Origin of the sequence: Streptomyces boetiae, assembly GCF_031845405.1 — a bacterium.
GTDB classification, from domain to species: domain Bacteria; phylum Actinomycetota; class Actinomycetes; order Streptomycetales; family Streptomycetaceae; genus Streptomyces; species Streptomyces boetiae.
Window position 1 is genome coordinate 21481 of the sequence record NZ_JAVREN010000033.1, and the last position, 12426, is coordinate 33906.

Genomic DNA, 12426 nt, shown 5'->3' on the forward strand with positions numbered 1-12426 from the left:
ATCGCACCTGGTCAGCGCCGGTACGACGGCGATGGCTGCAATCGGCTTCCCGTGCGAAGGTGACCCGTATGGCAGACACGCACGCCTCCGGCGGCCCGGCCACGGGCGGCGAGCCGCACGCCCACTCCGCGCACGGCGGTGCCGCCGGGCGCGACCCCGGCCGCGCTCACGGGCGCGCGCCGGGCCGCGACCACGGCCCGGTGCCCGGCCCTGGCCACGGGCAGGACCGCGGCGCCGACCGCGACACGGCCGATCACCCCCACGGGCACGGCCCTGCCCACCGGCACGGCGACGAGGACGGCCACGATCACGGCTCCGGTCGGGCACCGGCCGATCACGGCCCGGGCCACGCGCACGGTCCGGCCGGGGGCCGGTGGGCGCGGGTGCGGCATCGGGTCGGGCATGTGGTGACGCCGCACGCGCACGAGAGCGCCGCCAAGGTGGATCCGGCCATGGAGGCGTCCCGGGAGGGGATGCGCACGCTGTGGATCTCCCTGGTCGTGCTCGGGGTCACCACCCTCGTCCAGGCCGTCATCGTCGGCCTGTCCGGGTCGGTCGCGCTGCTGGGCGACACCGTCCACAACGCCACCGACGCGCTCACCGCCGTGCCGCTGGGCATCGCGTTCCTCCTCGGGCGGCGCGCGGCCAACCGCCGCTACACCTACGGCTACGGCCGCGCCGAGGACCTGGCCGGGATCTTCATCGTCGTGGCCATCGCGGCCTCCGCCGCCCTGGCCGCCTGGGCGGCCGTGGACCGGCTGCTCGACCCGCGCGAGGTCACCCACCTGTGGGCCGTGGCCGCCGCCGCGGCGGCGGGGTTCGCGGGCAACGAGTGGGTGGCGCGCTACCGCATCCGCACCGGCCGCCGCATCGGCTCCGCCGCCCTCGTCGCCGACGGGCTCCACGCCCGCACCGACGGGTTCACCTCGCTCGCCGTCCTCCTGGGCGCGGGCGGCGCCGCGCTCGGCCTGCGCTGGGCCGACCCGGTCGTCGGCCTGGCGATCACCGCCGCCATCCTCCTCGTGCTCAGGGACGCGGCCCGCGAGATCTTCCGCCGCCTGATGGACAGCGTCGACCCCGCCCTGGTCCAGGCCGCCGAGCGGGCCCTGGGCGAGGTGCCCGGCGTCCTGGGCGTGGGCCCGGTGCGGATGCGGTGGATCGGCCACGCCCTGCGCGCCGAGGCCGAGCTGGTCGTCGCCCCCCACCTGACCGTGGTCGCCGCCCACGAGGTGGCCGTCGCCGCCGAACACGCCCTCATCCACACCGTTCCGCGCCTGACCGCCGCCACCGTCCACATCGACCACACCGCCACCGGCCCCGACCCGCACGCCGCCCTGGCCCACCACGCGCACCGCGACCGCCACGCCCGCGCCGCCTGACGGCCCGGCGGACGGGACGGGTCAGCCGGGGAAGCGCCCGGCCCGCCGCAGCGACCAGCGGCGCTCGGCGTACGCCAGGTCGTCCCGCCACAGCCGCCCCGCCGCCGCCCGCATCAGCGGGCGCAGCAGCGGCGCGGCGGCCCGCGCGGCGGCGAAGCCCGGACGTGCGGAGGTGGCCACCACCGCCTCGGTCACGGCCGTCACCTGCCGCCGTTCGCCCCCCCGCGCCAGGGGCGTGGCGTGCGTCTCCACCACCGAGCCCGCGCCCTCGCCCCCGGTGATCTCCATGACCACCGTGCGCGGCCCGGGGGCCGTGAACTCCGCCCGCACCGGCACCACCGCCCGGCCCGCGAGCCGGAAGGACACGTCCACCACGAACCGGTCGTCCTCCCCGCCCTCCGGCGCGCGCACCACCGTCAGGTCCGCAAACGAGTACGGGTGGAACCAGGCCCCGTGCCACGGGTCGAGCCGGTTGGCCACCACGTCCGCCGGCTCGCAGCGGCCGGTCCCGGACCAGACGGCGGCCACGGAACGGCCCAAGTCCGGCCGGGCCGGCACGTGCGGGCGTTCGGCCGGCTCCTCGCCCCCGGCCGCGTCCAGGCGCACCCACAGCAGCACCCCGTCGTCGTGCGCCGGGAACGGCTCCCAGCCCGCGAACGGCCCGCCGGTCAGGGTTAGTCCGTGCCAGCGGCAGACCAGCGTTCCGCACGCGACCCGGCCCTCGCGCAGCGGCGCGCCCAGGTGCGGGCAGGCCCCGGGCCCGGCGTGCGGGCCGCCCGCCGCGTCCCGCCACAGCACCACCTCGGTGCCCGCGACCGTGCGGCCCAGCGGGCGATCGCGCGGCAGGTCCCGGGAGGCGCCCACGACGAACCAGTTCCCGGAGTGCCGGGCCTGAGCCCGCTTCAGGGCCCCGGCGATCAGCGCGGGGGAGGCCGCGCGCCACGTCGGCCGCTGGCGTTCCCAGGGCACGGGGCGTCGGCGCAGCCGCAGCGGGGAGCGGCCCGGCGGGCGCGCGGGGGCGCTCACCGCGCCTCCCCGTTCTCCCCGCCCGCGCTGCACAGTGCCCCCATCGCCCCCGTCTGCGGCACGGCAGCCGCGCGTGCGCCCCTCACCCGGCCTCCCCGGGCCGGGCCGGGCCCGCCACGGCACCGGGGAGCGGGCCGCGGCCGGGGCGCCGGGCCCGCAGCCGGGCCGCCGCCACGCCCGCCAGGCCCCCGGCCGCGACGGCGGCCCGCCGGGCGTTCGGCACCACCGCGCGCCGGTGCAGAGTGGCGTAGCCCTCGGCGGCGATCTCGGTGAGGATCGCGCGGTAGAGAGTGAACGCGGTGCGGATGCACGGCCGCGACAGCGGGTCCAGCAGCGCGATCCCGGGCTCGGCCTCCCGGTAGACGCCCAGGGTCAGCGCGGCGGCGGCGCGCAGGGCGGCGGTGATGCGCGGGTCGCGCGCCCCGGTCCGGCGGCTGCGCAGCAGCAGCTCGCGGTCCACGCCGTGCGCGGCGAGCAGGTCCGCCGGGAGGTAGACCCGGCCCCGGTCGAGGTCCTCGCCCACGTCCCGCAGGAAGTTCGTGAGCTGGAACGCCACGCCGAGCGCCGCCGCGTGCGGGGCCGCCTCCTCACGGGGACCTGCCGTGCCGAGCACAGGCAGCATCTGGAGCCCGATGACGGCGGCGGAGCCGTGCATGTAGCGGAGCAGATCCTCGTAGGTGGCGTAGCCGGCGACGTCCAGGTCCATCCGCATCGAGGCCAGGAAGTCCGTGAAATGGCGGCGGTCGATGCGGTAGGCGCGGGCGGTGTCGGCCAGGGCCCGGACGACGGGCTCGGCGCCGGGGCCTCCGTCCAGCGCGGCGTTCAGCCGGTGCTCGAGCGTGTCGAGGGCGGCGGCACGCCCGGCGGTCCCGGCGGCCCAGCCCGGCTCGTCCACGATCTCGTCCGCGCGCCGCGCGAACCCGTACAGGGCGTGCACGGCCGGGCGGCGGGCCGGGGGCAGCAGCCGCGTGGCCAGGAAGTACGTCTTGCCGTGCCGTGCGCTGAGGCGGCGGCAGCAGGCGTAGTCGGCGCGCAGGGCGGGGGAGGTGATCCCGGCGGCGTCCAGCTCGCGGGCGTTCACGCGGGGCTCCCCTCGGGGCGGCGCCGCCGCAGCGCGTCCGCCCCCGTGGCGGGGGCGCGCCGCGCGGTCGGGCGGGGGCGCGGCGGGGGACCGGTGACGCGGGCGGCGGCGAGCTTGCCCGAGAGCAGCACGGGCGGAACGCCCACGCCGGGCGTCGTCCCGGCGCCGGCCAGCACCGCGTTCTCGGTGCCTCGCACCAGGTTGCGCGGGCGGAAGGGGCCGGTCTGGGCGAGGGTGTGGGCGGCGGAGAACGGCGTTCCCGCCGCGTGCCCCCGGGCCGCCCAGTCCGCCGGGGTGACCAGGCACTCCTCCTCCACGGCCGACCCGAAGCCCTCCAGGCCTCGCCGCTCCAGCTCCGCCACCAGCGCGTCCCGGTAGCGCGGGCCCAGCTCCCGCCAGCGGAGCGGGCCGGGGCCGACGGCCGTGTTGGGGCAGGGCGCCAGGACGTAGTGCAGGTGGCGGCCGGGCGGGGCCAGACCGGGGTCGGTGGCGGTGGGGCGGGTGATCAGCAGCGAGGGGTCGGACATCGGCTCCCCGGTGCGGACCAGGCCCCGGAAGACGGACTCCCAGGCCGCCCCGAACGACAGCGTGTGGTGGCCGAGTCCGGGCCAGGTGCGGTCGGTGCCCGCGTGCAGGACCACGGCCGAGGGCGCGTGGCGCAGGGGCAGCGGGCGGCGCGGGCGCCGGCCCAGCAGCCCGTAGGCGGCGGGGAGCCCGCAGGCCAGGACGACCGCGTCGCAGGGGAGACGCTCCTCCCCGGCGCGCACGGCCGTGATCCGCCCGCCCGAGCGTTCCAGAGCGGTGACGGCCCGCCCGCAGCGCAGCTCCGCCCCGGCCTTGGCCGCCACCCGCGCCATGGCCTCGGGCAGCGCGTGCACCCCGCCACGCGGGAACCACACCCCGGCGACCGTGTCCATGTAGGCGATGACGGCGTAGGCGGCCAGCGCCCGCGAGGGCGCGACCCCCGCGTACAGCGCCTGGAAGGAGAAGACCCGGCGCAGCCGGGGGTCGCGCAGGTGGCGGCCGACCGCCGCGTCCAGCCGCCCGAAGCCGCCGAGCCCGGCCAGCCGCGCCAGGTCGGGGGTGAGCAGCTGCCAGGGGGAGTCGAAGTTGGCGTCGATGAAGGCACGCATCTGGACCGTGTACAGCCGCTCCAGCCAGGCCCGCAGGCGCCGGTAGCCCACCGCCTCGCGCGCCCCCGCGAAGCGCTCGACCTCTGCCGCCATCGCCTCCGCGCCGGTGTGAACGTCCAGCCGGCTGCCGTCCGCGAATCGGGCCCGGTAGGCGGGGTGCAGCGGGATCAGCTCGACGTGGTCGGCCAGGCGTTCGCCCACCGCCGCGAACGCCTCCTCGGCCAGGTGCGGCATCGTCAGCACGGTCGGCCCGGTGTCCATCCGCCAGCCGCCGCGCTCCAGGCGCCCGGCCAGGCCGCCGGGGGAGGGCTCGCGTTCCAGCAGGGTCACCCGGCGGCCCGCGCCCAGAAGGTGAAGGGCGGCGGACAGGCCCGCGAGGCCGGCGCCGACGACGACCACGTGATCGGTGGGCCCGGGCAGCGTGCGCACGGCCCGCCGGGGGCGGTGGCGCGGCGTTCCCGCGGGGCCCCGGCGGCCTCCCCCGGATCCGGCGGCGGGCGCGGGCCCGCGCGGCGGGCGCGGCGCGGGGCTCATCGGCGGCCTGCCCGGGGCCCGGCGGCGGATGCGGAGGGCCAGGGGGTCTGCGCGGTGGGGGGCATCGCGGGTCCTTTCGCCGTCGCGGGGCGGCTGCGTACTCCCGGCCGGGGGCGCCGCCCGGAGGCGGCGGGCGCGGGCCGCTCCCGCAGGAGTGGACCACGCCCGCCCGGCCCCGCCCCGGGACGGCTCGCGGCCGGGGCCCGCCGCATCCACCCCTGCGGGGGACGCGGACTGCGCCGTCGGCTGCCGAGCCGCTCGTCGCGTCGCGGCCCGGCCTGACCCCGGAGGGCGGACCACCACGGGCGGCGCTCCCCCGCGGGGACGGCTCGCGGCGTGGCCCGGCGAGGCCGGGTGCGGGGTCCCGCGCGGCTGAGCCGTGCGCGGCCTGGCCCCGTCGGTCGGCCGCCTGTGCTCCATGCCCCGGGAAAACGGCGTGGCGCGGCCCGTCCACGCCGTCCCGGGGCCCGCCGTGCGGTAGTACTCGGCAGCAGCGGCGCCGGGCGGCGCGGTGCGCGGGGCGGCGCCCCGGCCGGGGCCGCGAACCTCCCCGCCGCGCACCGGAGCCAGACCATGAGCGTGTCCGTCGTCCTGTTCACCTGTGACCTGCGGCTGCACGACCACCCGCCGCTGCACGCCGCGCTGGAGGGCTCGGAGGAGGTCGTGCCGCTGTTCGTGCGGGACCGGGACATCGAGGCCGCCGGGTTCGGCGTGCCCAACCGGGCCGCGTTCCTCGCCGACTGCCTCGCCGCGCTGGACGCCGGGCTGCGCGAGCGCGGCGGGCGGCTGGTGGTGCGTTCGGGCGACGTCGTCGCGCAGACCTGCGCGGTCGCCGCCGAGGCCGGGGCCGACCGCGTCCACCTGGCCGCCGGCTCCAGCGGCTACGCCTGCCGCCGGGAGCGGCGGCTGCGCCGGGCCCTGGAGGCGCAGGGGCGGCGGCTGGTCGTGCACGACGGCGTGTTCACGGCCGTTCCGCCCGGGGCCGTGACGCCCGGCTCCAAGGACCACTTCGCCGTCTTCGGCCCCTACTTCCGCCGCTGGTCCCAGGAGCGCGCCCGCGAGGTGCTGGCCGCGCCGCGCGCCGTACGGGTCCCCGAGGGAGTGGGCTCCGAGCCGCTGCCCTCCCGGTCCGGGCTCGCCGGGGTCTCGCGGGGGCTGGCCCGGGGCGGCGAGACGGAGGGCCGCAAGCGGCTCGCCGCCTGGCTGCGCGACGGCCTGGACGCGTACGCCGACCGCGGGGACGAACTCGGCGCGGACGGCACCTCCCGCCTCTCCGCGCACCTGCACTTCGGCACCCTCTCGCCCGTGGAGGTGATCCACGGCGCCCGCCGCCGGGGCGGGCCCGGCGCCGAGGCGTTCGTCCGCCAGCTCGCCTGGCGCGACTTCCACCAGCAGGTCCTGGCCGCCCGGCCCGACGCCTCCGCCGCCGACTACCGCACCCAGCGCGACCGCTGGCGCGGCGGGGCCGCCGCCGAGGAGGATGTCGCCGCCTGGAAGGAGGGCCGCACCGGATACCCCCTGGTGGACGCCGCGATGCGGCAGCTGCTGCACGAGGGCTGGATGCACAACCGCAGCCGCCTGGTGACCGCCTCCTTCCTCACCAAGACGCTGTACGTCGACTGGCGCGTCGGCGCGCGCCACTTCCTGGACCGGCTGGTGGACGGCGACCTCGCCAACAACCAGATGAACTGGCAGTGGATGGCCGGCACCGGCACCGACGCCCGCCGCAACCGGGTCCTCAACCCGCTCTCCCAGGCCCGGCGTTACGACCCGCAGGGAACGTACGTCCGCCGCTGGGTGCCCGAGCTGGCCGGGGTCGCGGGCCGGGCCGTCCACCAGCCGTGGAAGCTCCCGGACAAGGAGCGCGCCGGCCTGGGCTACCCCGACCCGGTGGCCGGCCTCGCCGAGGGGCAGGCCCGCTTCCGCCGGGCCCGCGGCCTGGACCGATGACCGGCGCCACGGGCGGAAGCACGCGCGTGGTCGAGGCGGACGTGGCCATCGTCGGCGCCGGGGCGGCCGGGCTGTCCCTCGCCCACCGCCTGAGCGACCCGGCGCCCGGCGGCGCACGGCCCTCCGTGGTGCTGCTGGAGGCGCCGCCCGGCCCGCTGCAGCCGCCGCCGCGCACCTGGTGCTCCTGGCAGGCCGGCCCCGGCCGCTGGGAGGAGGCCGTGGCCGCGTCCTGGCGGAGGCTGCGCGTGCGCGACCGGAACGGCTCCGCCACCGCCCTGGCCACCGGCCCCCTGCGGTACACGATGATCCGCTCCCGCGACTTCGAGGCCCTGGCCGGCCGCGACCTCGCCCGGCGCGGCGGGGTCCTGCGGCTGGAGGCGACCGTCGGGCAGGTGTGCGACGCGCCCGGCGGCGCCGAGGCGCGGGCCGTGACCCGCGACGGCGCGCCCCTGGCGGTGCGCGCCCGCTGGCTCTTCGACACCCGCCCGCCCCCGGCCCCGCCGCCCGCCCGCACCACCCTGCTCCAGCACTTCCACGGCTGGTTCCTCACCACCCGCGAGCCCGCCTTCGACCCGGCGACCGTCGAGCTGATGGACTTCCGCACCCCGCAGCCGCCGCGCGGCCTGTCCTTCGGCTACGTGCTGCCGACCGGGCCGCGCACCGCGCTCGTGGAGTACACCGAGTTCTCCGCCCGCCCGCTGGAGCCGCAGGCGTACGAGGCCGCGCTGCGCCACTACGCGGAGAACGTCCTGGGCCTGGGCGAGCGGCACATCACCGGCACCGAGACCGGCGCCATCCCCATGACCGACGGCCGCCTCGCCCCGCGCGCCGGGCGCTCCGTCTTCCGCCTCGGCACCGCGGGCGGCGCCACCCGGCCCGCTACCGGCTACACCTTCGCTGCCGTCCAGCGGCAGGCCGGGGCCGTCGCCGCCGCCCTGCGGGCCGGGCGCCGCCCGGTGCCGCCGCCCGCCTACCCGGCGCGCGCCCGCGCCATGGACGCCGTGCTGCTGCGCGCCCTGGCCACCGGCCGGGTGGAGGGCGCGGCGTTCTTCCCCCGGCTCTTCCGCGAGGTGCCCGCCGGGCGCCTGCTGCGCTTCCTCGACGGCCGCACCCGCCCCCACGAGGACCTGGCCGTCGGCCTGCGCACGCCCGTCGGCCCGATGCTGCGGACGGCGGCCGAACTGCCCCTGCTGCGGCGCCGGCCCGCCGCCGGCCCCTGGCCCCGCGCCTCCCGTCCCGCGCCGCCGCCCGCGCGGCCTCCCGCCGCGCCGGCCACTGCCCCGGCCGACCAGGCCGACCACGCCGCCACCGTCCCCACCGCCCCGTCCGACGAGGAGTGACCCATGACCGCCCTGCTGCGCGACGCCGACCTCGCCGCCGCCTTCGACCGCGGTGCCCGCGCCTACGACCGGCTGGTCGCCGTCAACCCCGGCTACCACGCCCACCTGCGCCGCTCCGCCCGCCGCCTGCGCCTGCCGCACGGCGGCGCCGGCCGCCACGTCCTCGACCTGGGCTGCGGCACGGGCGCCTCCACCGCCGCCCTGGCCTGGGCCCTGCCCGGCGCGCGGATCACCGCCGTGGACGCCTCGGCCGGCATGCTGCGCCGGGCCGAGGCCAAACGCTGGCCCGCGCGCGTGTCGTTCGTCCACGCCCCCGCCGAGGACCTGGCCCGGGCGGGGGTGCACGGGCCGTTCGACGCCGTGTTCGCCGCCTACCTCCTGCGGAACGTCACCGACCCGGACGGGGTGCTGCGCGCCGCGCGCGCGGCGCTGGCCCCGGGCGGCCGGCTCGCCGTGCACGACTACGCGCTCAGCGGCCACCCGCTGCACCGGGCCGTGTGGGCGGCCGTGTGCAAGGGCCTGGTGCTGCCGCTGGGCACGGCCCTCGGCGACGGGCCGCTGTACCGCCATCTGTGGCGCAGCGTCGAGGAGTTCGACTCCGCCCCGGTGCTCGCCCAACGCCTGCGGCGGGCCGGGTTCGCCCACGTGCGGGTGCTCCCGCTGCCGGGCTGGCAGACCGGCATCGCGCACACCGTCCTCGCCGCGCGGCCGGGGCGCGAGGCGGAGGAGGCCGCGGCCCCGCCGCAGGCCGCCGCGGCGGACCCGGCCGTGCCCGCCGCCGCGGCCCCCGGCCACCCCGTCGGCGGGTCCGCGTGAGGGCCGCGCCGGGCCGGGACCGGCTCGCCCGGACGCTCCCGGCCCGGCCCGGGCGGCGGAGGGCGGGCGAGGACCCGCCCTCCGCATCGCCGGCCTCGCCGCCGCCACCGTCCTCGCCGAGCGCGGCGTCCGCGTCACCCTCCACGAGCGCGAGCCCGCCCTCGGCGGGCGCCTGGCCGGATGGCCCGTCACCCTCGCCGACGGCAGCCGCGCCACCCTGACCCGCGGCTTCCACGCGTTCTTCCGCCAGTACTACAACCTGCGCGGCCTGCTGCGCCGGGCCGACCCCGCCCTGGACGCGCTCACCCCGCTGCCCGACTACCCCCTGCGGCACAGCGGCGGCCCGCGCGACAGCTTCCGCCACGTGCCCAGGACCCCGCCCTGGAGCGCCCTCGGCTTCGCCGCTCTCAGCCCCACCTTCACCGCCCGCGACCTGCTGCGGATGAACCCCGTCGCCGCGCTGCCGCTGCTCGACGTGCGCGTGCCCGAGGTGTACGAGCGCCTGGACGGGGTCAGCGCCCGGGACTTCCTCGCCGCCATCCGCTTCCCGCCCGCCGCGCACCACCTGGCGTTCGAGGTCTTCTCGCGCAGCTTCTTCGCGGACCCGGCGCGGCTGTCGGCCGCCGAGATGGTGCTGATGTTCCACATCTACTTCCTCGGCTCCAGCGAGGGGCTGCTCTTCGACGTCCCCAACGAGCCGTTCCCCGCCGCCCTGTGGGACCCGCTGGCCCGCACCCTCGCCGCGCACGGCGCCGAGGTGCGCGCCCCCTCGGCCGTTGAACGCGTGGAGCCGCTGCCCGGCGGCGGGTTCGCGGTCGAGGCGGCCGGCGGCGGCGGGCGTTACGACGCGGTGGTCCTGGCACTCGACACGGACGGGCTGCGGGCCCTGGTCGCCGCCTCGCCCGGCCTGGGCGGCCCCGCCTGGCGCGCGGCCGTCGCCGGGCTGCGCACCGCCCCGCCCTTCCTGGTCTCCCGGCTGTGGCTGGACCGGCCCCTCGCGCCCGGCCGCCCCGGCTTCCTGGGCACCAGCGGCTACGGCGGCCTCGACAACGTCAGCCTCCCGGCCCGCTGGGAGGGCGAGGCCTCCCGGTGGGCCGCGCGCACCGGCGGCGAGGTGGTCGAGCTCCACGCCTACGCCGTGCCCGAGGACGCCGACCGCCCCGCCGTCGAGCGGGGCCTGGCCGCGCAGCTCCACCGCCTCTACCCCGAGACCCGCGCCGCCCGCGTCGTGGACGCCCACCACCTGTGGCGCGCGGACTGCCCCCTGTTCGCGGTCGGCGGCCACTCCGCCCGGCCCGGGGTGCGCACCCCGCACCCCGGGCTGGTGCTCGCCGGGGATTTGGTGCGCACCGGCCTGCCCGTGGCGCTGATGGAGCGGGCGGCCACCTCCGGGTTCCTGGCGGCGAACGTCCTGCTGGAGCGGTGGGGCGTGCGCGGGCAGACGCTGTGGACGGTGCCCGGCCGAGGCCGCTCCGCCCCGCTGCGTGCCCTGGCGCGGCGTTTCGGCGGCCCCGGACGGGGCACCCGCGGCGTGTCCGCCTCGTCCGGAGACATCCGGTCGCGGCGGCCGGGCCGGAAGGAGGGCACACCATGGCCGGCAGGGCAGACCCCGAGCTGGACGAACTGTGGAACGAGTTCCACGCGGTCGTGAACATGACCTCGCGCGAGCTGAACGACTGGCTCCTGACGGACGCCGCCACCGACACCGCCGAGGAGGTCCCGGACCGGGCCGGGGCGCCCGACGGGCGCCGCGTGCTGGAGATCCTGGGCAAGCGCCGCACGGATCTCACCGACGGCGACCTCAGCGTGATGCGCGAGGTCGTCAGCACCGTGACCGCCGAGCGCGGCGAGGGCCTCGACGACCCGGAGGCCGGCACCGACCCCTGGCGTCACCGCCTGATGAACCTGGGGCACGACCCGCTGCGTCCGCTGGCCTCGGACGAGGGCGTCTCCCGCGTCCGCCAGCGCCACCACTGAGCCGCCCCAGGGCCGTCCCAGGCCGCCGCCGGGCCGCGCGCGGATCAGTGCGGCGGGTTCCTGCGCAGCTTGCGCCGCTCCCAGCGGCCGGGGTGGCGGACCACCACGCCCGCCATCCCGGCCGCGCCGACCACCCGCACCAGCGGCGCGCCCGGCGCGCGCTCCGGCGTGGTCCGGTCCCGCACGCCCCCCAGCCCCGGGTCGATGCCCGTGGTGTCGGCGGCCCAGCCGTCCGGCAGGACCAGCACGACCCCGGCCATCTCCCCGTAGGCCTCCACGACGATCTCCGTCGGCCGGGCCTCCACCCGCGTGAAGTCGAGCTTCACGCCGCCCATCCCGCCGTGCGCCGTGATGTGCGGCGGCACCGTCCAGCGGCCCTCCCGCGAGGCCCCGTGCAGGCCGCCCTTGAGCACCAGCGGTGGGGCCAACTCCGCAGGGGGCGGGGGCAGATCGGCGGTGAGCGAGTCCAGGTCGGCCCGGGTGGTCGCCGTCAGCGCCCGCTCCACGCGCTGCGTCAGCTCCTCCACCTCCAGCCGCCCCTCGGCGGCGGCGTCGCGCAGCCGCTCCACCACCGCCTCGCGCTCGGCGTGCGAGGCGCGGACGGAGGGCGGGGAGGCAGGCTCGGGAACTTCCGCTGCGGTCATGCGTCGATGCTAGGCCGCGCGCGGCGCGCCCGGGGAGGGGTCCTCCGCCTCCCGCCCGCGCTCCTCAGCCGGCGGGCGCGGGCTCGACCAGCGCGAACACCTGCGGCGGGGGCAGCGGCGTGAACACCGGCGCTGCGAGGCCGGCCGCCCGGCACAGCTCCTCGAAGTCCGCGCGGGTGCGCTCCCGGCCGCCGACGTTGAGGAGCATGTTCAGGCCGCTCCGGTGGGGCAGGCCGCCGTGGACCGGCCCCGCGCGCTCCGGCAGCAGCGGCTCGACGATCAGGACCCGGCCGTGCGGGGGCAGGTGCTCGGCGCAGCGGCGCAGCAGGCCGGCTCATTGATAAGGCGAGGCTGGCCTAACTTCTTTCGCTGCCGGGGTCGTTCGCCCGGCCGTTCCGCGCGCGGGACCGGCGACCGCCCGCGTTTCGGCCGGGAAACGCCCAGCGGCGTGCCCCCGCACGCGCCCCGGTGCGGGAGGATCTGCGGGAGACCGATCAACTTTTCGGAAGGGCGGGCGAGTTGCGCAACGCTGGACCGCGGCGGGCC

General features: G+C 79.2%; 10 protein-coding genes and 1 pseudogene. 6 read left to right on the top strand and 5 right to left on the bottom strand.

Annotated features, from left to right (window positions below; all coding sequences use genetic code 11):
- The first annotated feature begins 68 nt into the window (after positions 1-68).
- The gene (locus tag RM780_RS20065) at positions 69-1379 is read left to right on the top strand and encodes a cation diffusion facilitator family transporter (protein ID WP_311632195.1); all 1311 of its coding nucleotides are present in this window, start codon (positions 69-71) and stop codon (positions 1377-1379) included.
- Positions 1380-1400: 21 nt separating this feature from the next.
- On the opposite strand, the gene RM780_RS20070 is transcribed toward RM780_RS20065, so the two are convergent.
- The 3 genes from RM780_RS20070 to crtI form a co-directional block, all read right to left on the bottom strand.
- Positions 1401-2405, bottom strand: a complete 1005-nt coding sequence (locus RM780_RS20070) for a DUF5914 domain-containing protein (protein ID WP_311632196.1) — start codon at positions 2403-2405, stop codon at positions 1401-1403.
- Positions 2406-2487: 82 nt separating this feature from the next.
- Positions 2488-3486, bottom strand: coding sequence for a phytoene/squalene synthase family protein (locus tag RM780_RS20075; protein ID WP_311632197.1), 999 nt, complete (start codon positions 3484-3486; stop codon positions 2488-2490).
- Positions 3483-5048, bottom strand: coding sequence for a phytoene desaturase family protein (gene crtI / locus RM780_RS20080; protein ID WP_311632198.1), 1566 nt, complete (start codon positions 5046-5048; stop codon positions 3483-3485). Before crtI ends, RM780_RS20075 begins: the two co-directional genes overlap by 4 nt.
- 678 nt (positions 5049-5726) lie before the next feature.
- Here crtI and RM780_RS20085 point away from each other — a divergent pair.
- The 5 genes and pseudogenes from RM780_RS20085 to RM780_RS20105 all read left to right on the top strand — a co-directional run bounded on the left by RM780_RS20085 (position 5727) and on the right by RM780_RS20105 (position 11236).
- Positions 5727-7103, top strand: a complete 1377-nt coding sequence (locus RM780_RS20085) for a cryptochrome/photolyase family protein (RefSeq protein WP_311632199.1) — start codon at positions 5727-5729, stop codon at positions 7101-7103.
- Positions 7100-8443, top strand: coding sequence for a lycopene cyclase family protein (locus RM780_RS20090; protein WP_311632200.1), 1344 nt, complete (start codon positions 7100-7102; stop codon positions 8441-8443). Before RM780_RS20085 ends, RM780_RS20090 begins: the two co-directional genes overlap by 4 nt.
- A 3-nt stretch (positions 8444-8446) precedes the next feature.
- On the top strand, positions 8447-9259 hold the full coding sequence (locus RM780_RS20095; RefSeq protein WP_311632201.1) for a class I SAM-dependent methyltransferase: 813 nt from the start codon (positions 8447-8449) through the stop codon (positions 9257-9259).
- Positions 9256-10757: pseudogene (locus RM780_RS20100) on the top strand (FAD-dependent oxidoreductase); the annotation flags it as partial. The gene RM780_RS20095 and the pseudogene RM780_RS20100, both read left to right, overlap by 4 nt.
- Positions 10758-10849: 92 nt before the next feature.
- Positions 10850-11236, top strand: coding sequence for a DUF3140 domain-containing protein (locus RM780_RS20105; protein ID WP_311632202.1), 387 nt, complete (start codon positions 10850-10852; stop codon positions 11234-11236).
- Positions 11237-11280: 44 nt separating this feature from the next.
- Here RM780_RS20105 and RM780_RS20110 read toward each other — a convergent pair whose 3' ends face one another.
- Both RM780_RS20110 and RM780_RS20115 read right to left on the bottom strand, forming a co-directional pair.
- A complete protein-coding gene (locus RM780_RS20110; protein ID WP_311632203.1) occupies positions 11281-11880 on the bottom strand; it encodes a DUF1707 SHOCT-like domain-containing protein in 600 nt (199 codons plus the stop codon).
- A gap of 64 nt (positions 11881-11944) precedes the next feature.
- Entirely contained in the window at positions 11945-12208 is a 264-nt protein-coding gene (locus RM780_RS20115; RefSeq protein WP_311632216.1) for a methyltransferase, read from the bottom strand.
- Between the last annotated feature and the right edge of the window lie 218 nt (positions 12209-12426).